This window comes from Rhizobium sp. P32RR-XVIII (assembly GCF_012641395.1).
Classification (GTDB): Bacteria; Pseudomonadota; Alphaproteobacteria; order Rhizobiales; family Rhizobiaceae; genus Rhizobium.
Genome location: NZ_JABAIH010000022.1, coordinates 21,747 through 47,016 on the forward strand (window position 1 = coordinate 21,747; position 25,270 = coordinate 47,016).

Annotated in this window: 21 protein-coding genes and 9 pseudogenes; 16 read left to right on the top strand and 14 right to left on the bottom strand. The window is 59.2% G+C overall.

The genetic code is table 11. The features are described from left to right. Window positions 1-69 precede the first annotated feature (69 nt). From HGP14_RS36865 to HGP14_RS31085, 3 genes and pseudogenes are all read right to left on the bottom strand, one after another. A pseudogene (locus HGP14_RS36865) lies at window positions 70-251 on the bottom strand (IS6 family transposase); the annotation flags it as partial. Between the two features lie 145 nt (window positions 252-396). Then, window positions 397-1,179, bottom strand: coding sequence for an ABC transporter ATP-binding protein (locus HGP14_RS31080; protein WP_168833688.1), 783 nt, complete (start codon window positions 1,177-1,179; stop codon window positions 397-399). Between the two features lie 4 nt (window positions 1,180-1,183). After that, window positions 1,184-1,660, bottom strand: a complete 477-nt coding sequence (locus HGP14_RS31085; RefSeq protein ID WP_168833689.1) for an ABC transporter permease — start codon at window positions 1,658-1,660, stop codon at window positions 1,184-1,186. Here HGP14_RS31085 and HGP14_RS31090 point away from each other — a divergent pair. Beyond that, window positions 1,660-2,055 carry a hypothetical protein gene (locus tag HGP14_RS31090; RefSeq protein WP_168833690.1) on the top strand — a complete coding sequence of 132 codons (396 nt, stop codon included), beginning with the start codon at window positions 1,660-1,662 and terminating at the stop codon, window positions 2,053-2,055. The two genes, HGP14_RS31085 and HGP14_RS31090, sit on opposite strands and share 1 nt — an antisense overlap. Window positions 2,056-2,372: 317 nt before the next feature. On the opposite strand, the gene HGP14_RS31095 is transcribed toward HGP14_RS31090, so the two are convergent. The 5 genes from HGP14_RS31095 to HGP14_RS31115 all read right to left on the bottom strand — a co-directional run bounded on the left by HGP14_RS31095 (window position 2,373) and on the right by HGP14_RS31115 (window position 6,163). Beyond that, window positions 2,373-2,855, bottom strand: a complete 483-nt coding sequence (locus HGP14_RS31095; RefSeq protein ID WP_168833691.1) for a MarR family winged helix-turn-helix transcriptional regulator — start codon at window positions 2,853-2,855, stop codon at window positions 2,373-2,375. Between the two features lie 75 nt (window positions 2,856-2,930). Further along, window positions 2,931-3,935 carry a nitrilase-related carbon-nitrogen hydrolase gene (locus HGP14_RS31100; RefSeq protein ID WP_168833692.1) on the bottom strand — a complete coding sequence of 335 codons (1,005 nt, stop codon included), beginning with the start codon at window positions 3,933-3,935 and terminating at the stop codon, window positions 2,931-2,933. A 228-nt stretch (window positions 3,936-4,163) separates the two neighbouring features. Next, a complete protein-coding gene (locus HGP14_RS31105; RefSeq protein WP_168833693.1) occupies window positions 4,164-4,457 on the bottom strand; it encodes a helix-turn-helix transcriptional regulator in 294 nt (97 codons plus the stop codon). Between the two features lie 46 nt (window positions 4,458-4,503). Beyond that, on the bottom strand, window positions 4,504-5,409 hold the full coding sequence (locus HGP14_RS31110) for a helix-turn-helix domain-containing protein (RefSeq protein ID WP_312862233.1): 906 nt from the start codon (window positions 5,407-5,409) through the stop codon (window positions 4,504-4,506). A 55-nt stretch (window positions 5,410-5,464) separates the two neighbouring features. Continuing rightward, window positions 5,465-6,163 (bottom strand): IS6 family transposase, encoded by a 699-nt coding sequence (locus HGP14_RS31115; RefSeq protein WP_168833694.1) that lies wholly within the window; start codon window positions 6,161-6,163, stop codon window positions 5,465-5,467. A 70-nt stretch (window positions 6,164-6,233) separates the two neighbouring features. Between HGP14_RS31115 and HGP14_RS31120 the strand changes: the two are divergent. Continuing rightward, a pseudogene (locus tag HGP14_RS31120) lies at window positions 6,234-7,543 on the top strand (efflux RND transporter permease subunit); the annotation flags it as partial. 339 nt (window positions 7,544-7,882) lie between these two features. Beyond that, on the top strand, window positions 7,883-8,290 hold the full coding sequence (locus HGP14_RS31125; RefSeq protein WP_168833695.1) for a DUF411 domain-containing protein: 408 nt from the start codon (window positions 7,883-7,885) through the stop codon (window positions 8,288-8,290). 97 nt (window positions 8,291-8,387) lie between these two features. Here HGP14_RS31125 and HGP14_RS31130 read toward each other — a convergent pair whose 3' ends face one another. Next, window positions 8,388-8,597: a cold-shock protein gene (locus HGP14_RS31130; protein ID WP_168833696.1), complete on the bottom strand. Its 210-nt coding sequence runs from the start codon at window positions 8,595-8,597 to the stop codon at window positions 8,388-8,390. Window positions 8,598-9,194: 597 nt separating this feature from the next. Here HGP14_RS31130 and HGP14_RS36870 point away from each other — a divergent pair. The 5 genes from HGP14_RS36870 to HGP14_RS31155 all read left to right on the top strand — a co-directional run bounded on the left by HGP14_RS36870 (window position 9,195) and on the right by HGP14_RS31155 (window position 14,746). Further along, window positions 9,195-9,653 (top strand): anhydro-N-acetylmuramic acid kinase, encoded by a 459-nt coding sequence (locus tag HGP14_RS36870; protein WP_168833722.1) that lies wholly within the window; start codon window positions 9,195-9,197, stop codon window positions 9,651-9,653. 225 nt (window positions 9,654-9,878) lie between these two features. Then, window positions 9,879-11,372: an ABC transporter substrate-binding protein gene (locus HGP14_RS31140; protein ID WP_168833697.1), complete on the top strand. Its 1,494-nt coding sequence runs from the start codon at window positions 9,879-9,881 to the stop codon at window positions 11,370-11,372. A 13-nt stretch (window positions 11,373-11,385) separates the two neighbouring features. Then, window positions 11,386-12,561 carry a carbohydrate ABC transporter permease gene (locus HGP14_RS31145; RefSeq protein WP_168833698.1) on the top strand — a complete coding sequence of 392 codons (1,176 nt, stop codon included), beginning with the start codon at window positions 11,386-11,388 and terminating at the stop codon, window positions 12,559-12,561. Continuing rightward, window positions 12,558-13,631 carry a carbohydrate ABC transporter permease gene (locus HGP14_RS31150; RefSeq protein ID WP_168833699.1) on the top strand — a complete coding sequence of 358 codons (1,074 nt, stop codon included), beginning with the start codon at window positions 12,558-12,560 and terminating at the stop codon, window positions 13,629-13,631. Before HGP14_RS31145 ends, HGP14_RS31150 begins: the two co-directional genes overlap by 4 nt. Further along, a complete protein-coding gene (locus tag HGP14_RS31155; protein ID WP_168833700.1) occupies window positions 13,628-14,746 on the top strand; it encodes an ABC transporter ATP-binding protein in 1,119 nt (372 codons plus the stop codon). Before HGP14_RS31150 ends, HGP14_RS31155 begins: the two co-directional genes overlap by 4 nt. Window positions 14,747-14,857: 111 nt before the next feature. Here the strand turns inward: HGP14_RS31155 and HGP14_RS31160 are convergent. Beyond that, window positions 14,858-15,169 (bottom strand): annotated as a pseudogene (locus HGP14_RS31160) (IS5/IS1182 family transposase); the annotation flags it as partial. Between the two features lie 5 nt (window positions 15,170-15,174). On the opposite strand from HGP14_RS31160, the pseudogene HGP14_RS36875 reads away from it, so the two are divergent. The 7 genes and pseudogenes from HGP14_RS36875 to HGP14_RS31190 all read left to right on the top strand — a co-directional run. After that, window positions 15,175-15,439 (top strand): annotated as a pseudogene (locus HGP14_RS36875) (IS6 family transposase); the annotation flags it as partial. A 491-nt stretch (window positions 15,440-15,930) separates the two neighbouring features. Further along, window positions 15,931-16,413, top strand: a complete 483-nt coding sequence (locus HGP14_RS31165) for an aminoacyl-tRNA deacylase (protein ID WP_246704692.1) — start codon at window positions 15,931-15,933, stop codon at window positions 16,411-16,413. Between the two features lie 97 nt (window positions 16,414-16,510). Then, a complete protein-coding gene (glnA, locus tag HGP14_RS31170; RefSeq protein ID WP_168833702.1) occupies window positions 16,511-17,935 on the top strand; it encodes a type I glutamate--ammonia ligase in 1,425 nt (474 codons plus the stop codon). Between the two features lie 629 nt (window positions 17,936-18,564). Then, on the top strand, window positions 18,565-19,551 hold the full coding sequence (locus HGP14_RS31175) for an ABC transporter substrate-binding protein (RefSeq protein ID WP_168833703.1): 987 nt from the start codon (window positions 18,565-18,567) through the stop codon (window positions 19,549-19,551). Between the two features lie 183 nt (window positions 19,552-19,734). Then, window positions 19,735-20,808, top strand: coding sequence for an ABC transporter permease (locus HGP14_RS31180; RefSeq protein WP_168833704.1), 1,074 nt, complete (start codon window positions 19,735-19,737; stop codon window positions 20,806-20,808). Then, on the top strand, window positions 20,805-21,608 hold the full coding sequence (locus HGP14_RS31185; protein WP_168833705.1) for an ATP-binding cassette domain-containing protein: 804 nt from the start codon (window positions 20,805-20,807) through the stop codon (window positions 21,606-21,608). The genes HGP14_RS31180 and HGP14_RS31185 overlap by 4 nt, the downstream gene beginning before the upstream one ends. 185 nt (window positions 21,609-21,793) lie before the next feature. After that, window positions 21,794-22,272: pseudogene (locus tag HGP14_RS31190) on the top strand (IS6 family transposase); the annotation flags it as partial. A 52-nt stretch (window positions 22,273-22,324) separates the two neighbouring features. Here HGP14_RS31190 and HGP14_RS31195 read toward each other — a convergent pair. The 3 pseudogenes from HGP14_RS31195 to HGP14_RS31205 form a co-directional block, all read right to left on the bottom strand. Continuing rightward, a pseudogene (locus HGP14_RS31195) lies at window positions 22,325-23,041 on the bottom strand (IS6 family transposase). Window positions 23,042-23,088: 47 nt separating this feature from the next. Continuing rightward, window positions 23,089-23,241 (bottom strand): annotated as a pseudogene (locus HGP14_RS31200) (zincin-like metallopeptidase domain-containing protein); the annotation flags it as partial. Between the two features lie 119 nt (window positions 23,242-23,360). Then, window positions 23,361-23,561, bottom strand: a pseudogene (locus HGP14_RS31205) (ABC transporter permease); the annotation flags it as partial. Between HGP14_RS31205 and HGP14_RS31210 the strand changes: the two are divergent. Beyond that, a pseudogene (locus HGP14_RS31210) lies at window positions 23,547-23,735 on the top strand (IS5/IS1182 family transposase); the annotation flags it as partial. The pseudogenes HGP14_RS31205 and HGP14_RS31210 overlap by 15 nt on opposite strands. A gap of 283 nt (window positions 23,736-24,018) precedes the next feature. Here the strand turns inward: HGP14_RS31210 and HGP14_RS31215 are convergent. Beyond that, on the bottom strand, window positions 24,019-25,269 hold the full coding sequence (locus HGP14_RS31215) for an MGH1-like glycoside hydrolase domain-containing protein (RefSeq protein WP_168833706.1): 1,251 nt from the start codon (window positions 25,267-25,269) through the stop codon (window positions 24,019-24,021). Window position 25,270: the final 1 nt, after the last annotated feature.

Consider the following 25,270-nt stretch of genomic DNA (forward strand, 5'->3'; position numbering starts at 1 on the left):
TACTTCAGCGGGCATTGTAAACTCATCGGAAGCCGGCAGGACAGGGCGGGGAACCTCCGCGAAGACGGCCTGAAGATGGGAGATCTCATTCCACATTTGCATGGCAGCTGCTCGCAGCTCGCGATGATGATGAGATAGTATGTCATGTCGGGGTATGTGGAAGAGGTTGGCGGCTGGATCGTGGACGGAGACGAAACGCTGGCATAGTGCTGGTGACTTGAACCGGATTATACCCGCTCTCGTCGTCGCGCTCGCCGCGCAGCTCGAGATCCTCGCCAAATGACCAGGGGACGCGAGGTGTTTCGTATCCTCAATGCAAGTTTGTGACGGAACCAGATCCCTTGCCTTGCATTCGGCGGGGCCGTTCTCAGCAACTCGATGATACGCGCAAGCCTCTCAGCTCATCTCTTCCAGTACAGATTGACGGACCTCATATTCTATGAGGTTCCAAATGCGCTCGACCAAGGCCACGAATTCCGGTGTGCGCTTGATCGCGAGGGAACGGGGGCGGGGCAGGTTGATCTCTATCACCTCTTGCAGGCGCCCTGGGCGACGAGCGAAGACGAATACCCGATCGGAAAGATAGACCGCCTCATCGATCTGGTGAGTAACGAAGAGGACGGTCTTACGCCCTTCTTCCCAGATGCGCATCAGCTCGGTCTGCATGATCTCGCGTGTCTGGGCATCGAGCGCTGAAAAGGGCTCGTCCATCAACAGGATTTCCGGGTCGACCGCCAAGGCGCGGGCGAGATTGACTCGCTGGCGCATGCCGCCGGAAAGCTGTTTTGGATAATAGTTCTCGAAACCTTCGAGCCCCACCAGCTTCAGCAACTGACGTGTCGCCTGGACGCGAGCCTTGTCACCGAAGCCGCCGATCTCCGGCCCGATCATGGCGTTGGCCAGAATGGTCCGCCAGGGCAGCAGATTGTCCTGTTGGAAGACGAAGCCACGGTCGCTGCCGGGCTTGGTGATTGGCCTTCCATCAAGCCGGATCTCGCCGCTGCTGGCCTGTTCGAGTCCGGCGACGATGCGCAGGAAGGTCGTCTTGCCGCAGCCTGAAGGGCCAACGATCGAAATGAATTCGCCGGCAGCGATCTCCGTATCGATATGACTGAGGGCTTCCAGATCGTTAAATCGCTTGGTGAGGCCGCGAACGGCAAGTTTCGGTGAATTCGTCATGCTGTTACTTCCGCCAGTGCAACAGCCGGCCTTCCAGCCAACTGAATGCTGAGGTCATACCGACACCCGCAATTGCCAGCAGGACAACGCCAGCGAAGAGCTGCGGCATGTTGAAAGCGTCGGCCGCTTGGGAAATCAATTGGCCGATACCAGCCCGCGAGCCGAATAACTCGGCTACGACCACGCCGATCAGGCCGCGACCGATGCCCAGCTTGAGACCGGCGAAGATGAATGGCAGAGCCGAAGGCAGCGATACCTTCATGAACACCTGCGCCGGGTTTGCCCCGAAACAGCGGACCATTTCGATCAGATTGACGCTCGTGGTGCGCAGGCCGGCTTCGGTGTTGATGATGACCGGGAAGATCACGAGGGTCGCGACCATCACCACTTTCGACCAGATGCCGACACCCATCCACAAGATGAAAAGTGGGGCAAGCGCGATGGTCGGGGTGGCGTAAAGGCCGGAGATCCAAGGCTGCAATGTCTGCTTGGCTGCATGGGAGTGCGCGCCGTCAGCGTCGATGTCTTGAAGCGGATGAGATTGGGTCCACCATTCTATTTTCTTCGCAGCAGCTTTGGGTAGGCGAAGCGCTGTTTTTATCTGCATTCTTTTTTGGGCGACGTATACCGGTAACGCTGCGGCGTTCGGGACTGATGCCTCTCCACGGGGCGGCTGTTGTCGCGTTTTGGTCCGCCTTGCTGTTTTTGCCCATTTATCTTTTGGTTCCGATGCCGCGCGGGATAGTAGAGGCCAGTTATGGCAGCATAGCATTCGCAGTGTTCTTCCAGGGGATTCTGACGAGCGTCGTTTCTTTGATCGCGTTCAACCGAGCAGTTGCAATGCTTGGCGCATCAAGCGGGGCAGTTTTCGCGTGATTGGTACCAGTCTTATCGACGTTGTTGGCCGCGCCGATCTTAGGTGAGATTCCGACTATGTCCGAATGCGGAGGCGTGGCTCTCGTTTCTCTTGGGGTCCTCTTTGGTTCAGGAGCTCTTTCACGGGCCTTCCAGGGAAGAACGCGTTGTTACGTTTTCCAGCCCCTCGAAAAGTTCCATAAATCAACGATAGCGACACGAGGGAAATCGCTGGTCGATGGTTCGAACCCTTTCAAGAGCTTGCTCTAGAACTTTCGCTCGCAAAGGCGCCGCGCATGGGACGCATCGTTGTGTGACCACGAAGCGTGTCGTGCCACCTATGTCCGCTCGGTTTTTGTGTCCGCTGCGATACCATCTGCAAGATGTACGATCGCAGACACGCCATTTTTTCCAAGCAATTCCTCGGCTTTTAGTTGCGCAGAGCGCCAGCCCGAGGCAGCCGAAACTAAAAGTTCGCTTCCGGATCGTGAGATGACGATCGGCCGGCTTCGCCCCCCTTCGGCGGAGGGAATCTCCTCGATCCATCCCTCACTCAAAAGCAAGCCGAGATTCCGACTGAGCGTGGAGCGATCCTGGTAATTGGCACGCCCGATTTCGGCACGAGTGGCTCCTCCCAGCCGGGCGACAAGAACCAGCAGCGAGAATTGAGGTGCGTTCACGCCGTAAGGTCGTAACTGCTCGTCATAGATGCTGGTGATGATGCGCGAGATTCGCCGCGTGCGGGTTAGAACGCAATAGCGATTGACCTCGCGGGCAACGTCGGAATGACTTTTTTTTAAAGAGCGGTTTATCTTGGTCATACATTTCACATGGTGCATATGCATCGATACGTCAAGGTTCAGTTCCTTGAGGTATCGACGCAGTGATTTGCTTCCCTACGAGACGTTCTGCTGCAGTACTTCGGTGACCCCTTCAAAATGGGATGCCGCGGCTCCGAGATGTGCAGATCGCTCATGGACGTGCGCAGTGGGGGTGCGGTCGATCAGCAAGCTCAGCAGTTCGGGACGGCTGTAGTGGCCACGCGAATCCATCAACTGCTTGCGTTTGTCGATAAGACCAAAATCGAGATCGGCGATCGCCTCACCTTCGCCAGCGCGGAGCGGTTCGCCGATCAACATGCCTTCCGGCGAAACAATCGCCGTGAAGCAGCCGCCCGAGATCGGACCGATATGGCAACCCGTGTCTTCAACGATCTGGGCCTGCTGATCAGGATCGAGCCATGCCGTGGCATTCACGACAAAGCAAGCGGACTCGAGCGCGTGCTGGCGAATGTTGACCGCCATTTGTTCGGCAAAAATCTCTCCGGCGAAGGAGCCGGGATACATCGCCGAATGAATCTGCTCGCCGTCGGCCATCAGGGCATAGCGGGCCAGAGGATTGTAATGCTCCCAGCATGCCAACTGGCCTATGCGGCCCACCGCGCTGTCGACGGCGCGCAGGCCCGAACCGTCGCCTTGTCCCCAGATCATCTTTTCATGAAAGGTCGGGGTGATCTTGCGGCGACGCTGAATGAGCGTGCCATCGGCATCGAACAGCAATTGAGTGTTGTAGATCGTGCCGCCGTCGCGCTCGTTGACGCCGATCGATACGACCATCCCGGCCTGCCTGCAGGCGTTGCCGATCGCCTGCGTGGCGGCCGACGGCACCGTCACCGACTGATCAAGCAAACGCTGATATGCCTTGCCGACCTTTATGTCATAGGCCGATTGCACGAAGGAGAAATATGGATAATACGGGATCACGGTCTCAGGGAACGTAGCGAACCGAACGCCCCGTTCGCCGAGTTCTGCAATTTTCCTGACGACTTTTTCGACTGTGCCTTCACGGCTATAGAGCACCGGGCTGATCTGAACAGCGGCGGCCTTTACGAGCATGCTCATTACGATTTCCTTTCCGGATATAGGTGTTGCATATGCAACATAGGCTGGCCAGTTTCTGATGCTCGGTGCGAAGCCGAGATAGCCCGGTACACTTCCAGCGTTCCGATACACTCACATCTATGGTGCATATACACTATATTCAATGGGATTGAGAGAATGAACAATGTTTTTGCTGGATCCACTGGACGGCTGATGGTCGTAGCGGCATGGGCGCTCGGCGCCGGCGACCTAAATTTCCCGTCGCAGGCAGGCAAGAAAATCGGCGACCGCTTTCTCATTGCGGCTGTAAAAGACCCATTGGCCTACTCGCCTGGTGGAGACGAGGCCGGCGCGTTGAAGCACGCCGAGGTGAGAGGAGACAGTCGATTGCGGAAGGCCGGAGCGTTCGAATTCGCCAGCGCAAATACCTGGCTCTAATGGGAATTCCCGCACCGGAAAGTGCTTTTCGGGCTTTTTCAGCCAGGTCAGCATTTCAAGTCTCACGGGATTGGAAAGCGCCTTGAGTATTCGATTTTTGTCCATGCTGCACCTGTGGCGGATACTTCTTCATGCCGGCGAAAGCCACTCACTAACTGCCGCGTGGGGGACTTGGCGGCTTTGCCGGCGAGGCGAGATCTTCCTTATGCGCGGGGATGCGCGTGAACTGCGCCACTGGGATCTCGGGCGGCCGGAAGCGCTGGCGGTATTCGACCGGCGTTACATTGATCCGCCGCACGAAGGCCCGGCGAAGCGCCCCTTGATCGGTAAAGCCGCACAACCGTGCCACCTTCTTCAAAGGTGTGTCGCCTTCCTCGATCATACGGCGGGCGGCCTCCACCCGCACGGATTCGACATAGTCGCCCGGTGTCATGTCGGTTTCACGCTTGAACAGCCGCGCGAAATTGCGGCTGCTCATGGCGAGCCGTGCGGCCAGCGTTCCCACCGAGAGATCCTCCGAGATGTTGTCGAGAATCCATTCGTGAATGTCGCGGATCGGGCCGATCTCGGCGACCTGCGCATCGAGATGAATGCTGAACTGCGATTGGCCGCCGGGACGCTTGAGGAACAGGATCAATTCCTTGGCGATCCGCAGGGCCGTGCTGCGCCCAAAATCCTCTTCGACGAGGGCCAGTGCAAGATCCATGCTCGCGGTGACGCCGGCGGTCGTATAGATCGGCCCGTCCTTCACGTAGATGGTGTTCGGCTCCAATCGGACCGCCGGAAACAATTCCGCAAGCCGTCCTGTCGAGTTCCAATGCGTTGTTGCGCGGCGGCCGTTCAGCAATCCCGCATGACCCAGTAAAAACGCCCCTGTACAGACGGAGCCGACGCGCCGCACATGCCGGGATTCGCGATGCACCCATTGCACCAGTGCCGGATGGTTCTCGTATTTGCGGATGCCCGGGCTTCCCGCGATCAGCAGCGTATCGAAGCCTTCAAGCGAGGATTCAATCGTCGCATCGGGCAGGAAACGCGTTCCGTTGAGGGCGGTCACCGGTGGTTCCGTCGCAAACTTGGATTGGGGATACGAAATACGATCCGGTCTATGCTCATCCAACAAGGATTTCGAACTGGGCGGCGAGCGATGGCGATAGATCGTAGGCGAACCTCGCCTGTTGTTTCCGCATCATGTGGATCATCTCGATGCCTGACAAAATGGTGGCGGCTGTGGCCGTGGACTTGAAGCCGAGCATCGAGCGAACCCGATGCTTGATGCTCCGGTGATCCTGCTCGATCCGATTGTTGAGATATTGGCTCTGCCGGATGCGGATCGGCCTCAGTGGCCGCGGTGATCGATCCTGCAATCGGCTCTCGGCATCGCAGGCAATGATTGCCTCGCGGTTGGTATGACTGCCGTCGATAACGATGCGTTGCGGACGTCCATGACGCTTCATGGCCTTCCGGACAAAACGCTTGGCCGCCAACAGATCGCGGTGCGCGCTGAAGAAGAACTCCACCGTGTCGCCAACATTGTCTATGGCGCGGTAGAGATACATCCAGCGACCGCGAACCTTGATATAGGTTTCATCCATATGCCACTTGCCGCTGACGGCCCGCTTTCGCTGATTGAACTGCTCGAGCAACAGGGGCGCGAAGTGGATGATCCAGCGGTGGATCGTAGAATGATCGACGCTCAATCCGCGCTCGATCATCATCTCCTCCAGATCGCGCAGGCTGAGATTGTAAGCCAGGTACCAGCGGACACAGAGCAGAATCACTGAGCGGTCAAAATGGCGGCCTTTGAACATGAATCCTCTCCTCCGTTGAAAGGCTTTCATTCTCCAACCACCGTTACTGCGCGGTTTGCGACAGAGCCCTCTCAAGCCGAAGTCGCAGTGGCGGCCAGGTGTGACGACCGACAGCTTGAAGCAGGAGATGGACGCCCGCCCTGCAGTTTCCCGGGGTCTCAAACGCCTGGACGATGCCGATCCGCGCCCGTATCGACATGCTGTCGACCGGTACGAGGACCCCTGTAGGTGTCAAAGTCTACGGTGCCGACCTTGGCGAGACAGAAAAGGTTGCTCGCCAAATCGAAAGCGTCCTGAAAATATCCCTGGCACCTCCAGCGCCTACGCTGAACGGGTCATCGGGGGCTACTATCTCGACATCGTTCCCGACAGAAATGCTCTTGGCCGCTATGGCTTAACAGTTAACGACGTTCAGGATGTCATCAGCATGGCCCTCGGCTCTGAAGTCGTCACTTCGACAGTCGAGGGACGGGAGCGCTACGGGGTGGCCATCCGATATCCACGAGCCTACCGAAGTGATCCTCAATCCATTGCCCGCGACGTGCAGGTATCGCTGCCTGGTGGTGGCACTGTCCCTCTGGGAGAGATAGCCGATGTCAAGCTCACGCGCGGAGCCACCACGATCCGCACGGAGAATGGTCAGCTTGCCGTCTACATCTTCGTCGATATCGCCAATCGTGATTTGGGTGGCTACGTCGCTGAAGCCCAACAGGCGGTCGCCAAGAACGTGAAGATGCCAGCAGGCTATTCCGTCGCCTGGAGCGGGCAGTTCGAGTATCTCGAACGTGCGAAAGCCCGGTTGATGATCGTCGTGCCGCTGACCTTGGCGCTGATCTTCCTGCTGCTCTACCTGGACTTCAGGGCGTTGACCGAGACGATGATTGTCATGCTGTCTCTGCCGTTCGCGCTAGTCGGCGGCATCTGGCTGATGTGGTGGCTCGGTTTCAACGCCTCCGTGGCGGTTGCCGTCGGCTTCATTGCGTTAGCTGGGGTCGCGGCCGAAACAGGCGTAGTCATGCTGATCTATCTGAGAGAACGGCTAACGATGTGCGAGACGGAGAGACGCGAGTTCAGCAAAACCGACCTTCATCAGGCGATTATGATCGGGGCGGTCGAACGCGTCCGGCCGAAGATGATGACGGTTGTCGCATCATGGCGGGACTGGTGCCGATCCTCTGGAGCACTGGGACCGGATCGGAAATCATGCAGCGCATCGCCGTGCCGATGATCGGCGGCATGATCTCCTCGACGCTCCTCACCTTGGTGGTGATCCCGGCGATCTATGGGCTGGTGAACGGCTGGCAGCTACGCGCCAACGCAGGACTTCCGCTCCTCGACGTTGAGGCTGGCTCCGACGCCCTGAGGGAAGCGGCCGAGTGAAAGGAGGTGTCATGATGAATGATATGATGGGCAGCGGGATGATGTGGGGAATGGGTCTTGCGGCGCTTATCGGAACCGCAATCATGGTTTTGGTGATCGCAGCGCTTGTAAAATATGTGTTCTTCCGCTGAGACAGATGCTTGTCCCGTAAGCGGGGCAAGCGCTCTCCGAAACGTGGTTTGACGACCCACAAACTTAACTCCGATAATACCATTCTGACGTCGAGAAGTCCGGCACGATGGTCGCCTTTGGCTCTGCTTCCGTCTCCGGACACCTCCCAAAAGGACAACCAAGTCGAAACGAAGACAGTTCCTCTGTTCCGTCGTTGCCGCTGGATCGATGTCGTGGATCGGAACAGCGCGGGCGGCGGGTGAAAGCATGACCGTGTACAAGGACCCGAACTGCGGCTGCTGCGAAGCCTGGGCGAACGCGATGGCCAGCGCTGGCTTCATTGTCACAGTGAAAGCTGCCGACGACCTTACCGCCATCAAGGCGAAATACAAGATTCCTTCGGAGTTGCAGGGCTGCCATACAGCCGTCTCCGGTCCTTATTTCTTCGATGGGCACGTTCCGTTGCAGGCAGTCAAAACAGTTTTGAGCAAGCGCCTGGATATTGCAGGCGTAATGGTTCCAAGGATGCCAGCAGGATCACTTGGAATGGGAAACGATCCCCAAGCATCATACGATGTCTACCGTCTGTCGAAGGACGGGAAGGCGGAGATTTTCATGAGCGTCCGGCCGTCTTAGTCGCGGAGCCTGCCCACGGCGAGGGGACAGAGGAAGAGCAGAACCGCGTCGTGTGAAAACGCTTCTTCTTTCCTGACGTGCCTGTCTCTCTTTAAATCTAAAGGAGCTTCAGTTTCTCGGCAGACGATTTACCTGATCGGCGATCCTGAACAACCTCGTAGCTGACCTTCTGGCCTTCGCTTAAGGTGGTAAGACCCGACCGCTCGACGGCGGAGATATGAACAAACGTATCGGTCGATCCATCATCCGGCTGGATGAAGCCAAAGCCCTTGGTCTGGTTGAAGAACTTCACTGTCCCGTTCGGCATTTCCGATTCCTTTTTTTAGCGTTGGCTCAAACATAGGAGGAATAACAGTGGGATGGCAAGCGGCTACATCATCAGCCAGTGTCGTCGTCGCGATGCGCATGTTGTCGGCGGCCTGCAGAAGGGTGTGTCCCACCCGCCCCGATCTGATCTTGCAACCGGATCAGCCGGTCAGATCGGGGCTGCTCGTCGTGCCGTGTAGCGGCCGAAAGTGACATTTCTACTTTGCACAAAAGCGGACATTCCAACTTCCACGCCACAGAATCGAATTTATAGGCCTGCGGTTCGACTCTCTTCAAAGCGAGCACCATCCTTTCAAAGGATCGCGAGCAGAAGCGCCGGATTGCTGATACGCAAATGGTATACAGTTGGCGATATCATGGTGTGCACCGGCTTTGCCCCAACCCCTGCCTTGACCCTGCGCCCGATCGTTTCCAGCAATTCATCGAGAGTCGCACGACGCAACCTGCGTAACCCAATAGATATTCACAAATTTGCTCACGCTACCTGCGAAGTTGTTCTACAATCTCTGGGTAGGCCCTATGACAAGGACGGCGAAGTCGCCTCCAAGGGCAAGGTCGCCGACATGCTGATGGCGAGATTGAAAGAGCACAGTTCTTCAAGCGACCGATCCCGCGGAGCGCCTGGCGTCTCGACCTCGGCTCCTCCTATCTCGACCGCCAGATGGAGGAGTTCAGTCATCTTTCGGCAGGGGATTTGCTGGCGACTTTGACCGAGTTTGCCGCGTACGCGATCACGCGTTCGATCACCGACAACGTCAAAATGCTGAGCGAAATATCGGTGATCATGGCCAGCGGCAGAGGCACCCGGAATCATTACCTGATGAGTAGGCTGCGGGAATACATGCCGAAAGGTCGGCGCCTGACGACATCTGACGAGTTTGGCGTTCCGGCGCAGTTCAGGGAGCGATCAAGTTTGCGACGCTTGCCTACGCCACGGTCAACCAGCTCGCCAACAACATACCCGCTGCTTCCGGCGCGACCCGGTTCGGAATCCTTGGCAAGCTGGTGCAGCTGCCCCGCCTTGCAAAGGGAGTAACCGAATATGCGGCTTAACGAGTCGAGCCAACCTGGCCTTGATGGAGGATCGGCGAAAGGACAGGCTTACGGCTCGAAGACCACAACTGTCAGGAGGGGAACCGCCAGGCGAAAGACACGGCTAGCCTAACCATATCGAGGCCCGACGGTATCTAGGCCCGTGAAAAGGCATTGGCGTAGGAATCAATGACATCAGGGCGAGCGAACCAACAAAGGGAGGTAACGAATGAACCACGTTGGAAGACTTTTGAGCCCACTCCTTCTCGGTGCAATGGCCATGGCCGGTGTCGCGGTGAGCGGGCCTGCGGCAGCGCAGAAAATGTATGACGGCGTCACGGTCAGGATCATGACCCGGCCCGGACCGGTTATTGCCCAGCGTCTTGTCGAGCGCGGCAAGGAATTCACCGAGATGACCGGGGCAAAGATCGAGGTCGCCGAGGTCCCGTTCGCGGAGCTGTTCCAGAAACTTCTCACCGACTGGGCGACCGGCACCAACTCCGTCGACGTCGGCGTCTTTGCTTCGAGCTGGGCGCCCGAATATGTCGACGCCGGTCTACTCCAGGATCTGACCGACTATGTCGCGAAGGACACCAAGATCGACATCAACGACATTGCTCCATTCTTCCGCGAGTATAACCAGAAGGTCGGCGGCAAGACCTATCTGATCACGGTCGATGGCGACTTCCAGATGGTCTATTACCGCAAGGACATTCTGGATCAGATGGGCTTGAAGCCGCCGCGCACCTGGGACGAGTATCATGCGGTTGCTGCAGCGACCAACGGCAAGGACCTGAACGGCGACGGCAAGCCGGATTTCGGCTCCTGCATGTTCAAGAAGCGGAACGCGCAGTCATACTTTGCCATTATGTCGATCGCTGCCGCCTACGTTCAGACTCAGGGCACCGGTGAGGGCATGTTCTTCGATCCCGCGACCATGAAGCCCTTGGTCAAAAACGAAGCCTGGGCTGAGGCCTTCAAGATCTACAAGAAGAACGGCGAATTCGGACCACCCGATGAGCTCAACCACGACATCGGTGACACCCGGGCGCTCGTCACGACTGGTCGCTGTGCATTGGCCATCGACTGGGGCGACATCGGCCCCCTTTCTCTCGACCCGGGCGGCAAGGCGATCAAGAACAAGATGGGCGCTACCGTCATGATGGGCACCAAGAAGGTGCTCGACAAGGCCACCGGCAAGCTCGTCGACTGCGATGCCACCCGTTGCCCGCATGCGATCGACGGCATCAACTACTCGCCGTTCGCGGCGTTCGGTGGCTGGACCGGCGGTATCAACGCCAAGGCTGACGACAAGGTGAAACAGGCCGGCTATGACTTCCTGTCCTACATGAACCAGGCGGCCCAATCGAATGTCGACGTGACGATAGGCTGGACTGGTTACAACCCGTACCGCAACTCGCAGCTCGACAATCTCGAGCCGTGGATCAAGGCCGGGTTCACAGAGGAGTCAGCCAAGAACTATCTTGGCGCCATCAAGGACAGCCTGAACAACCCGAACATGGCCTCGGACCTCAAGATCCCGGGGACCGCCGAGTATCAGGGTGTCGTGCTTGACCGCGAGCTCGCTCGATTCCTTGCCGGCGAGATCACTGCTGAAGAGGCGGTGACGAACGTCGAGACCGGCTGGGAAGAGATCACCGAGCGTTTGGGCCGGGACAAGCAGAAAAACCTGTACAAGTCCTCGCTCGGCATCACCAACTGAGGGTTGAGAGTCAGTGACCTCCGGTACTGGACCAACGACAACTAGTCAGCTGGGGCGTGTCGCCCCGGCCGGCCTCAATGCTTCCGTCACGACGAGGGCGAGGCTGAACGAGTGGCTCGACCGCCATTCGCGCCAGCTTTTCATCGCCCCCGCTGTGATCATGATTCTCATCTTCTCGGTATTCCCGACGATAGCGTCGCTGGTACTCGCCTTCTCCAACATTCGCCTCAGGGCCGGTTCCTATCAGGTCCAGTTCGCCGGCCTGAGGAACTTCCGGAAGCAGTTGTTCGGCACCGAGCAGTTCCATTTCCTCGGGACCTTCACCAGCATCAGCTTGCTTGGCTGGATCGTCACGATCGCGAGCGCGGCCGGCCTCATCTGGTGGCTCTACCGCTACGCCAGGCGCGGCTTCGCGATCCTCGGCTTTATTGGCCGGCTGATCACCGCCAGCGTGGGATTCGGATTGGCGCTTCTTTTTTCCGCGACGCTGTTCAGCGGCAATCCGTTCGGCACGCTCGGCGTGACCATCTTTTACGTGCTCGTCGGGTGCACCATCCAGTTCCTGATCGGCCTTGGCCTCGCCGTTCTTTGCGCCCAGCCGATTAAGGGCCGGACCTTCTTCCGCGTCGTCTTCTTCATCCCCTTGATGATAACGCCGATCGGCATCGGCTACAGCTTCCGCATGCTGGCGGACACGACCAAGGGTCCTTTCTCGCCGGTTTGGCACTGGATCGGCCTCGGTGACTTCGGCTGGGCTAACCATGCCTGGACTGCTCGCTTGTTCATCGTGATCGGCGATTCCTGGCAATGGATCCCGTTCATCTTCGTCATCCTGCTTGCGGCGCTTGAGAATGTTTCCCGTGATCAGGTGGAGGCCGGCCAGGTCGACGGTGCCAGCGGTTGGCAGGTGTTCAAGGAAATAACCTGGCCGCAAATTGCACCGGTTGCCGCCACGGTGATGTTGATCAGGATCATCGAGGCCTTCAAGCTGGTCGACCTCCCCAACATCATGACATCCGGAGGCCCCGGCATCGCGACCGAGTCAATGACGCTTCATTCATTCTTTGCATGGCGGGCGCTGAATCTCGGGGATTCTGCGGCGATCGCCTACCTACTTCTGTTCGTGTCGGTGGTGTTGTGCGTCTCCTTCTTCAACCTCCTCGTCGTCAAGCAATTGAGGCCGGCATGATCACGCAAGACATCCGGATGTCACCCCGCAGATCCCTGCTCAGGCGGTGGTTCGAGCCGAAGTCGATCAAGGAGATGGCGCCGGCCACGGCCGTCATCGTCTACGGCCTCCTGATCCTTTGGGCGGTGTTCGTCCTGTTTCCACTCTATTGGCTTCTGATCACGTCGTTCAAGTTGCCAGCCGACGTCAACGCCGGCCCAGTCTACCTGCCCTGGGTCGACTTCACGCCGAGCCTGCATGCATGGCGCGAGTTGTTCGTCTTCGACTACGAGGACACGCTGAGGGCCTACATCAACTCGATCATCATCGCGCTTCTCGCCACAGCCCTTTGCGTCACCATCGGCTCGATGGCCGCCTATGCCTTGGAGCGGATTCAGTACAAGCCCAAATTCGCAACGATCGTTCTCTTCGTTCTCTCCTTGGTCGCGATGGCGGTCGTGGTCGGCCGTTGGGGGGTCGACTGGCGCCTGTCGCTTGCCGTTGCGCTCGCGGTCTTCTTCGTTCTCGTCCGCGCCGTTGGTCGCCATTTCAGGGCCACGCTGGGGAATGGAGATATCCTGTTCTGGATGATCTCGCAGCGCATTCTGCCGCCGATCGTCGCCGTCATTCCGATCTACATGATGTTTCAGAGCGTTCGGCTGCTCGACACCCACATCGCGCAGATCCTCGCCTACACGGTAGTCAACCTGCCGATCGTCGTTTGGCTGATGTACGACTTCTTCGCCACCATCCCGACCGACCTCGACGAGAGCGCGCAGCTCGACGGCGCCACCCGCTTTACCACCTTTGTCGAGATCATCCTGCCCTTGGCGAAGCCCGGTCTGGCGGCGACGACGCTGCTGGTGCTGATCCTGTGCTGGAACGAGTATCTGCTGTCGCTGTTCCTTTCGACGTCCAATGCGCAGACCATGCCTATCCTGGTCGCCGCCATGAATGCGGGCGAGCGCGGCATCCTGTGGTGGAGCATGGCGGTGGTCATCATCGTCATGATCATTCCGGTCGTACTGATGGCGCTCGTGCTTCAGCGCTTCATTTCCAAGGGGATACTGTTGGGGGCGGTGAAGGGATGAACGCGGAAGCGAGGGGCATCGACACCGGTCATCGAGCGCAGCGGCTGTCGCTGCGCAGCCTGAACAAATCGTTCGGTGCGGTTCATGTCGTCAAGGATCTCAGCATCGACGTCGCGCCGGGTGAGTTTCTGGTGCTGCTCGGGCCCTCCGGTTGCGGCAAGACTACCGGGCTTCGGATCATAGCCGGCCTGGAAACCGCCGATTCGGGGCAGGTAGTGCTCGGCGATACCGACGTCACCAACATACTGCCGAAGTACCGCGACGTGGCGATGGTGTTCCAGTCCTATGCCCTCTATCCGCACAAGACCGTCGCCGAGAACATCGATTTTCCGCTGAAGGTCCGTGGTGTGTCGAAGCAGGAGCGGGAGCTCGCTGTCCGCGACGCTGCTGCGCAGGTCCATATGGAGGATCTCCTCGACCGGTACCCGCGCCAGCTGTCCGGCGGCCAGCGTCAGCGCGTGGCCCTGGCAAGGGCCATCGTGCGGCGGCCCTCGGCCTTCCTGATGGACGAGCCGCTTTCCAACCTCGATGCGAAGCTCCGCGGCTTCATGCGCGCCGAGCTCAAGCGCATGCAGCACCAGCTCGGGGTGACCACCGTCTACGTCACCCACGATCAGGTCGAGGCCATGACCCTTGCGCATCGCGTTGCGATCATGGACCGCGGTGCGCTGCAGCAGATCGGCACCCCCCGCGAGGTCTATGATCGCCCGGCGAACCTGTTCGTCGCCGGCTTCATGGGCTCGCCGCCGATGAATTTCCTGCGCGGGCGGATCGAGAACAATCGCTTCGAGAGCCACGTTGTGAGCCTGCCGGTGGCAGCAGATAAGGGAACCATGGCCAAGGATGTGGTCATGGGCTTCCGCGCGGAAGACGCCGACATCATCAAGCCCGGCGCTGGTCTGTTCGATGCTACGGTCTACGCCGCTGAACCTACCGGCGACGTGACGTTGGTCACGCTCGTGGTGGGCAAGGAGAGCCTGTCAGTCAAGATGCCAAGGTATTACGACATCGACTTCGACAAGGCCGTTGCCGTGCAGTTTCCGCTCGATCGAGGCTTTCTGTTCGACGCCCATTCGGGTGTGCGCCTGGCGGCCCGGCTCGTGTCCGTATCCTGACCGATTCCTGCAGGGCTGCAAGCCTGCATCTGGTGAGCTGGAGATCGTGTCCCCGGAAGCGTTGGTGCGGGGATCGGGACTTGGGCGGATGCCGGTCTTTGGTGGGGCTGTCTATGTGGTCGTTCCATTGCGGCGGACGGATTTCGGGCGTGCGCAGGCAAGCATGCGGTTGATGACGGCGCAGCAGATGGCTTCTTCCGTCTGCCGAGCGGTAAGCGATCTGGCCCGCAGACGCCGGCCGATGATGGCCTGTATCGCGCGATGGCGGTCGACCAGCGCGCGTTTGTCGTAGCCGGTGGAAGCCTGCCATTTCATTTGACCGTCTCTGTTGATTGCGGCGACATGCTGATCCCTTTGGCCGGGACGGCTATCGCCGGCCGGTTCGACCGCCTTAGCACGCGGCGGAATGACAATGGCCGCAGCGAATTCAAGGCCTCACGTCAACGCGTATCATCACCGACAAACCGCGCTCATACCGCGGGGCAAAGCGAGACATCTTGCCAGCTGCCGAGCATCGATCGCACAACGGCCTCGACGGCCGGGCGGAAAACTCTCACCTACGCTTGCGAAAATGATTGTCTCTTTCTTCTCGGCACTTCGGAATCTCTTCTTCCTCACCGCATCACAAACGTTCCACTCTCGCCACCCACGTCCATTATATCCACGCCATGGCGCAACTGGAAGGCCGTGACCGACCCCGAAAGCGGTGGCGCTTATAACGATGAGGTGCGAGATCGGTCGGCGGGAACTTGGTCATGCCAGCAACTACCACCGCATCCGTTAAGGCGACGCTTCCGTTCGAAAACCTGGCCGGCGCCTTCAGAGCAGCCGTGACCATCGGCTGACTTCGCGGCCGCCTCAAATTTGCAACAAAACCCGCGACATTCGTCCGCACGCTGGACAAGCCGCGGTCGCACTGCCTCCGGAAAGCAGGATGCAGGTCTCATGATCAATGCACGTAATGCGTTCGGCGATGAAGCCAGCCGGTACCGGATCGGGCAGCGGGAGACCGCAAGGTCCGCCTGTGCGCAGATCCGCGCTGCGCCCCGCACCTTCGCCGCATATTGAACGGTTGGAACGCGAGAGCCCGTGACGTGTTATAAGACGGCTGAGAATTGTGAGGCGCAAGCATGGGGCCTCACAATGGAAGGTCTCGCCCGGAGGGTGGGATTGTGACCATTGCATTGACACTCCAGGCATATCTCGATCGCAAGGGCGTCGAGTACGATCTGGTCGAGCACAGGCCGACCAGATCATCGATGGCCACCGCGCGCGCCTGCCACATCGCGGCCCGCTGCCTGGCCAAAGGCGTCGTGCTGCGCAGACGCGACGGCTATCTTCTGGTGATTCTGCCGGCCCCTCACCATGTGCGGCTCAGGAAACTTAAAGCAGCACTAGGCGAGGAGGTGACACTCGTCACAGAGCATGAGCTCGATCAGCTGATCCCGGATTGCGCACACGGCGCTGTTCCCCCGATCGGCGAGTGCTACGGGCTGGACGTTGTCATCGACGACCACGTCTGCGCCCAACCGGAGGTATACTTCGAGGGCGGCGATCACACCACCCTCGTCCATATGAGCCAGGCACAGTTCGGGCGGCTCATGCGGGAGCCGCTTCGTGTGAATTTCAGCGCTCGCAACCGAGGCCCCACGCCCACGGGCAGCTGATCGAGTGATGCTGCACCCGATCGGCGGAAGAAGGGTCGACGGCGCAATCTCGGTCCGGCCTCGGGTCGACGGATGGATATGAGGAAGGGAGGCGGCGATGTCTTCCAATAGCTACGCCAGCCCGGATGACATTCTCCGGACGATCAAGGACGGCGAGATCGCGATGATCGATCTGCGGTTCGCAGACCTTCCCGGTCTGTGGCAGCATTTTTCCGTGCCGCCGGGCGCCATCAGAGCGGACAGCTTCACCGATGGCATCGGCTTCGACGGCTCGTCCATCCGGGGCTTCCAGGAAATACAGGAAAGCGACATGCTCGTCGTGCCGGATCCGACCACCGCGTTCCTGGACCCGTTCACGGAGGCGCCGACACTCGTCCTGATCTGCAATATTCTCGACCCGGTCAGCGCCCAACCCCATAGCCGGGACCCCCGCTTTATCGCACAGAAGGCCGAAACCTATCTCAAGGCGACGGGTATCGGCGATACGGCCTATTTCGGCCCGGAACTCGAGCACTTCGTCTTCAACGAGGTCCATTACGATCAGGGCACCAACTACGGTTACTACGAGATCGACGCCGTCGAGGCGAACTGGAAGTCGAGGGGTGGAACTGGCCTCGGGCACAAGCTGCGCCCGAGAGAGGGCTACTTCCCCGTCCCGCCTGCCGACACCCTTCAGGACGCCCGCACCAAAATGGTGACGCTCCTCGAGCGAATTGGCATCGAGGTCGAGGCACACCACCACGAGGTCGCGAGCGGCGGCCAGGGCGAGATCGATATGCGCTTTGCGACGCTGACGCGCATGGCCGACAGCGTGATGATCTACAAATATGTCGTCAAGAATGTCGCGCGCAGCCGCGGCATGACCGCAACCTTCATGCCGAAACCCCTGTTTGGCGACAACGGCTCGGGCATGCACGTCCACCAGAGCATCTGGCAGGATGATCGCCCGATCTTTGCCGGCGACGGCTATGCCGGCTCCAGCGAAGTGATGCGCTACTATATCGGCGGGCTGCTCAAGCACGCGCCGGCACTGCTCGCCATCTGCGCTCCGACCGTCAATTCCTACCGGCGGCTCGTGCCGGGTTTCGAAGCGCCGGTTAATCTCAGCTATTCGCGGCGCAACCGCTCCGCGGCATGCCGGATCCCGATGTACTCGCTCAACCCCGGGAGCAAGCGGGTGGAATTCCGCTGCCCGGATCCCTCCTGCAATCCGTATCTGGCCTTCGCCGCCATGCTCCTGGCCGGCCTCGACGGCACCCGCAGCCGCATCGATCCGGGAGATCCGATCGACAAGGACCTCTACGATCTGCCGCCGATAGAACGCGCCGCAATCCCGTCGACACCGGCCTCGCTCGGCGAGGCTCTCGATGCGCTGCAGGCGGACTGCAAGTTCTTGCTTGCGGGAGACGTGTTCACCACGGACGTCGTCGAGACCTATGTGGACTACAAGCGCTCGCACGAGATCACGGAGATACGCATGCGCCCGCATCCATACGAGTTTGTTCTCTATTATGACGTTTAGGCCTTGGGGATTTGACTGTTTGACTTTGCCCCCGCCGGACACGCACAGGAATCGCAAATAAGCGCGCCTCGCCGAGTATCAATATGCCTAACATCTGTTGTATTTCAGTGCCTTACTTGCATACGCGCATCTTATCAGGTATCGATTGATCTCGCCAAATCGCACCCGTAAAGGTGGATGGATGGGTAAAATAGGCTGACAGCTGTTTCAGTGAGGAAATTGAGACCAAGCAAGTCCGCCGACGGCGGCGATCTCTGATATCGATGGCGGGAAGCGGTTCACCCGTAGCCGAGGTGACCAATATGCGCCAATTCGCCCGGCTGCTGATCTCCAAGCCGAATTCGGCAACTCAGCCAGAGTAGCACAAGGCCGGCGCCAAAGATCAAATGCAGGATCTTGCTGATCCATGCTATAATACGTGCGTATCATTGCATGCGTTACAGGTTAAATGGCCCTGAGCGGCGACGACGGAACGTTGCGGCGCTATCATTGAAGAGACTTATCGAGTGGACACAATCAAACGCTCGGCTTCCTGCAATCAGCGATAAGCGCTTCAAACCATGCAGCATTGCAACGGATTCCTCCGTCTGATTTTCGCCGCCAAGGGCAGTCGAAGGGAGGAGAGAAAAATGCTGCGGAAACAAGCAGTGTTTGCAGTCGCGGCTGCACTGGCTCTGGCCATTGCGTCACACGGCGCCCACGCTGCCGCGAAAATCAAGATCGGCTTCCTTCCGGGTGTCGTCGATCCATTCTATCAGGTCATGCAGATCGGGGTTGAGGCTGCCGCGAAGGACCTCGGGGTTGACGTCGTCACGCAGGTCCCGCCGACTTGGGGCGTCGATGTTCAGACGCCGATCCTCGATGCGATGGTTGCCCGCGGCGACCTGAACTACATCGTTACCGCGCCGACCGACAAGGATCAGATGGTCGGCCCATTGAAGGCAGCTGTCGACGCGGGCATCAAAGTCATCACCGTTGACACCTTTCTCGGCGATGGAGACTATGTCAACGGCCCGGTGAAGTTCCCGATCAGTTACATTGGTTCGGACAATACGGAGGGCGGCCGTATCTCAGCGCGCGGGCTCGCGAAGGCAATCGGTGGGAAAGGCACTGTTTATATCAATTCGACGAACCCCAACGTCAGCTCCGTTGAAGGCCGCGAAAAGGGCTTTAAAGAGGTGATGGAGAAGGAGTTCCCGAATATCAAGGTGCTCGGACCAGACTACAATCTCGACGACCCCAACAAAGCCACGCAGCAGACCGCCGCGGTGCTCGAACGCGAACCCGGACTCGGCGGCGTGTTCGGCACCAACGTCTTCAGCGCGCAGGGGGCGGGCGCTGCGGTCGTAAATGCGGGCCTCGGCGGTCATGTCCAGGTCGTTGCTTATGACGCAACAAAGCTGGCCATCGAGTTGATGAACAAGGGCGTGGTTACGCTGGTGCTGGCACAGAAGCCCTACGATATGGGCTACATGGCGGTGCAATTTGCGGTAGCCGACGCGGCCGGGGTGACCAGCCTGCCACGCCGCGTTGAGACAGGCTTTGCCATCATTGACAAGGAGAACGTAAAGGACCCGAGCATCGCTCGCTTCATCTATCAAGTTCCGGGGAAATAAAATCGTCGGGGTGGATTAGAGTAGGGGTGCTTTTGCACGGTGCCCTCGATTTGATTTCGGTTCCTATTCACTGTTCCATATTTTCGAGGAAACCGGTACGTGACCGATCGCGGGTCGAGAATAGTTTTGCCCGCCGGGGTGAAGCCCTCGGGTATGCGGACGCCTGCGCAGCGATTCGCTCTATTGGCTAGCCGCATCTGGGCGTGGCTCTTCCTTGCTCTTATGGTCCTTTTCTTCGTCATAACGGTGCCGCTGGTCAGCGGCGGTGCGGTTCATTTCCTAACCATCCGGAATTCCCAGAACATTATGGTCGCAATCATTCCGGTGCTGCTTCTCGGATTAGGCCAGACCTTTGTTATCATCGGCGCCGGCATCGATCTGTCGGTCGGATGGGTTATGAGCCTCGCCTCGGTCCTTTCGGCACTCGCTATTCGTTGGGCATTCGATGGCGGGGTGCCGCTCTTTCCTTCGGTGCTGGTCGGACTGATCGCGGGCGTGGGCGGCGCAGCGGTGGTCGGCTTCATTAACGGTGTCATCATCGCCAAGCTGAAGGTTCCGGCGTTCATCGTGACGCTCGGCACCTCGTTCATCGTGCGTGGCGTCGCCTACCTTATGTCCGAGAACACGACGGTGATCGGATTGCCGGCGGGAATTCGCGCTTACGGCAATGACGCGCTCCTATACTACATCCGGGGTGAAGGCGGCGGCCTCTATTTCCTCAAACGGCCGGATGTGAGCGGCGACCTGCTGCGCCGGATGGACACGATCCTACCCTATCCCGTCATCGTGACCGCTTGCGTCGTCACTTGCGCCATGTTCCTTCTTCGCAAAACCCAATTCGGCCGACATACTTACGCAATCGGCGGCAGCATGGAAGCGGCCGTGCGTACCGGTATCCCGGTAAATCGTCACATCATAAAGCTCTACATCCTTTCGGCTTCGACCGCAGGGATAGCTGGTTTCCTGTCGACGCTTCGGTTCACCGCCGGTTCTGCGGTCATCGGCGATCCCCTTCTTCTGTCCTCCATCGCGGCGGTGATCATCGGCGGCGTGAGTCTGTTCGGTGGCGCCGGAACCGTGATGGGGACGGTGATCGGGGCGCTTATTATCGCGCTCTTGACGACGGGGTTGGTGATGCTCAACGTGGAGGCCTTCTTTCAGTTCATCGTGGTCGGAACGGTCGTAATCGTCGCAGTGCTGATCGACCAGTCCCGCGACTTGATTGCTGGTCGTCACCGGAGGAGTGCTGAGACATGACTGAGCCGCTTCTCTCGGTCAGGAACATCACAAAATGCTTCGGCGGCCTGATTGCGGTGAACAATGTGAGCTGCGAGATCAATCGTGGCGAAGTCGTGGGCCTTCTCGGAGACAACGGGGCCGGAAAGTCGACACTGATCAAATGCATATCCGGCGTCTACCACGCCGACGAAGGCGAGATGTTCTTTGAAGGCAAGCGCGCACACTTTTCGCATCCGATCGACGCCCGCCGCCACGGCGTCGAAACCATCTATCAGGACCTCGCCCTCGCTAACAACCTCGATGTGGGCGCCAATATCTTTCTCGGACGCGAGGTGAAAAAACGTCGTTTGGCCGGGCTGATCAAGACGCTCGACGACCAACACATGCTGCGCGAATCACGCCGGACGCTCGATTCCCTCCACATTCATTTTCCCAGCCTCATAGAGCCGATCGAGAGCTTGTCTGGCGGTCAGCGCCAGGCGGTCGCTATTGCACGGGCGGTCTACTGGGACGCTAAGCTCATGATCATGGACGAGCCGACGAACAATCTTGGCGTCCCTGAGCAGCAGAAGGTGCTTGAGCTCATTTGCAAGCTGCGCGAGCGTGGCGTGCCGGTGATCCTGATCACGCACACTCTGCCCGATGCGTTCGCAGTTACCGATCGCCTCATTGTCATGCATCGCGGGCGTAAGGTGACCGAGAAAGTAACCTCTGAGACGAACATGGAGGAACTCGTGCAATACATGGTCGGCGCCCGCGATGACACGAACAAAGGCGTCCCGAGTCCGCAAGGAGAAATTGGATCGCGCGGCCCCTGAGAAGGTCGAGATGCTGGGCTATCACCTGAGCTATCCGGGCATTGGGTGCCGGGAAGCAGACAGCCCTATCGCACCACCGTGTTCCGCTTCAAAGACGTAGAGGCGGTCCTTCGACAAGGCTCTGTTGCAAATTTTTCGGTAATGGCTTTGTGGCATCGTCTGCCCGGCGCTTCGGGAGAGTTCAAATGTTCAAAGGCCGTCACTTCGACCCATCTGTCATCCTGCTGTGCGTTCGCTGGTGTCTGGCCTACGGGCTGAGCCTACGCGATCTTCGGGAAATGATAGCAGAGCGCGGCCTCAGCATCGACCACTCGACGATCCATCGCTGCCTTGTTGTTGAAGCGCTTCAACCGGCGCAATCGCGCGGTGACCGGAAAATGGCACATGGATGAAACCTATATCAAGGTACGCGGGCAATGGCTGTATCTATCGTGCCATCGACAGCGTCGATGGCACAGTCGAATTCCATTTCAGTTAACATCGCGATTTACCGGCGGCCAAGCGGTTCCTCAGACAGGCGCTGGGTCGTCATGGCAGGCCGGAGCGTGTTGTCATCGACGGGAGCCAGACAAACCGCGAGGCGATCATCTCCTGCGACACGACAAATCGATTGCAGGACCGATCCCCGCACGGACTGAAACCCATCCACATTCGGCAAAGCCAGGGCACTGTAAAGTTAATGTTTCCCGGCCGGAATCATGGAGGATAGCATTGGCTCAGGCGGCTTCGATGCGCGCGATTGCAGTCCACATTTGCATGGCAATTGCTCGCAGTTTGCGATGATGGACAGATGAAATGTCGTGTCGGGGAATGTGGAACAAGTTGGCGAGCGGATCGTGGATGGACACGAAACGCTGGAGCTGTCGCGCTGACTTGAAGCGCTTCATGATCTTCTAGCGTCGTCGGACCGGCTGATGAGAATTCTCCGCCCGATTGTTGAGGCCCTTGTGCGAACGGTGCTCGACGCCGGGCATGATCTGGCACTTCGCCGCGCCATAGGATCGGAGCTTGTCAGTGATCATCACACGCGGTGAACGGCCTTGACCCTTGAGAAGCTTTCGCATCAGACGCTTTGCGGCCCTGGCATTGCGGTGGCTTTGCACCAGAACGTCGAGAACAAAGCCCTCCTGATCCACGGCGCGCCAAAGCCTGTGTTTCTTTCCTTGAATGGTGATGACGACCTCATCGAGGTACCATTTGTCGCCGAGCTTTCCGGCTGAGCGCCTCCGGATGTCGTTTGCAAAGTGCCTGCCAAATTTCTCCGCCCACAGACGCACGGTCTGGTGGGAAACGATGATCCCGCGGGCTGCCAGCATATCCTCGACCATCCGCAGGCTGAGCGGAAACCGGAAATACAGCCAAACCGCATGGGCAATCACCTGAGCGGGAAACCGGTGACGGCGATAAAGGGGATCACGAGCAGATCTGGTCATGCCGCCAGATTTCACATTTCGATGGCCGACCGGTTAACGTTACAGTGCCGGCGCCGCTGCTTCGTCCAGTGCGTCACCTCATGGGCGAGGGTGGCGTAATAGGACGCGGCGTCACGGAAGGTTTCAAACGGCGGCATCTGCACGCGGTCGGCGCCGGCCGCATAATACGCCTGATTGCCACCATGGCGGATGTCCGCGCCCTGGCCCACTCGAAAGCCGTGACCGGCACGCTTGCCTGATTTCGCAAAACCACGCCCTCTTTGGTCATTGACGAGATAACGTGACATCGGCCTATAAAGGCATAGTTTATGCCGCCCAGATCGCTTTTGCGAGTGCGCGCAACGATCTGGGTCGGGTTGACGAAGCGTAGGGCGACGATCAACGAGACGAGCGAACTGACTGTGTAGATAACGGCCATGGCATCGATGGACTGGCCGGCTCTCACGCCCGCCGCGAACACGGAATAGTAGAGCGAGACGACGAGCGTCTGGCTGGCCGGGCCTGCCGTGGCTACGGCAAGCGTTCGCTGGTCGAGGCCGCGATCGGTCGCTACAAGTCGATCATCGGTGGCCGATTGCGCGCACGAACCTTCGGAGCGCAACAGACCGAGGTTGCCATCGGCTGCGCCGTTCTCAATCGGATGCTTGCGTGCGCACACCCGAAATCCATCCGTCGCATTGCAACCACCTCGTAAACGACGGCATCAAAGATCAGAGTCCGAAAACTCTCCGATCCCCGCACCAACGCTCATCGGCATAATTCCTTTCCTCAAGAAATTCGCGGTTCATTCTGTTCGCGTGAACGCGGACCAAACTCCGAGTGGTGGTTCCACATTCTTCATTTGGGAGACCAGCCTTGAGATATTTCGAGTATGCGCATGAAAGCATGCGGAGAAGAACGGCGCGGCCGCTGGCGGCTACGGCGCGGCCGCTGGCGGCTTGAGCCTATGCCCGTCGCCACGCACAAAAGCGATCCCTCTATGCCTTTGCCAGCCACATATAGGCCGCCGCCGTCCACGAGAAGCCGAGACCGCCGCAGCCTTCGCCCGTCACCGGATCGAAATATTCCGCAAAGCCTTCCGCCTCGATCGCCGAGATCGTTGACTTGCGCAGTTCCTCGGCCGCATCCGGGTTGCCGTTGCGCTTCAGGCCGTCGATCAAAAGCCAGTTGATGATCGCCCAGGCCGGACCGCGCCAATAGCGCTTCGGCTCCCAGCTTGCAATGCCCGGCTTGGTGGTCGGGAAGGCGACCTTGAGGCCCTTGGACCACGCCTTCATCTCCTCGACCAGTGAATCTGTGATGGGCTTTTCGAGATCGAGAGAGAGGAGAGGTATGAAGCCCGCCTGGGTCGCCGCTTCGATGTCCTGGCCCGATACGAGATCGCGGGAAACGAAGCGGGAGAGGGCGGGACGCCACTGGGCGAGGATCGCCTTCCTTGTCTTGGCGTTAAACGCGACGATCTCGGCGATGTCTTGCGTGCGGCCGAGTTCGCGGGCGAGAACTTCCAGGTCTTCGCCGGCCTTCAGCAGGATCGAGGTCGTCTGGATCTCGGCGACCTTGAACGCGGCTTTCTGCCACTGCTTGGCGGGGTCCCAACCACAGGCGGCGTAGGTATCGACCAGGTGGATGAAGCGCTGGTAGTCCTCATTCCGCGGGCGCATCGAAGCGTTCACGTGGCCGGTGTCCTTGCGGACCACCGGCGTGTCGGTGGTGGTCGGGACGCGGGCGAGCGCGACGTCCCAGGCAGGAGAATTGTCGCTGCCGCTTTCCCAGGGGTGGAGCAGGGCGATCAGGCCGGTGCCTTCCGGATCGCGGGCGGAATACCACCAGCGGTGCCACTTCAGGGCCGCCTCGTAGAGTGGCAGGGTGCGGGCCGTGTCACCTGCGGCCTCGTGCAGCTTGCGGAGCGCGATCGCAAAGACCGGCGGCTGCGTGATGCCGGAGGTCGGGATCGTGTGGCTGGTGCGCCAGACGTTCGGGCCAGGGAAGTAGGTGTCGCTTGGCTGATGAAAGACGATGTGCGGGATCATGCCGTCCGCCCACTGGCCTTCGACCAGCCGCTCCAGCTCGCGATAGGCGCGGTCGGTGTCATAGAGGGCGAACCCCATGGCGACGAAGGCGGAATCCCAGTTCCACTGGAAGGGATAGAGCCGGTCGGTCGGCACGGTATAACCGCCGCGGTCGTTTGAGACGAGGATGCGCTTGGCCTGGTCGATATGCATGTTCATT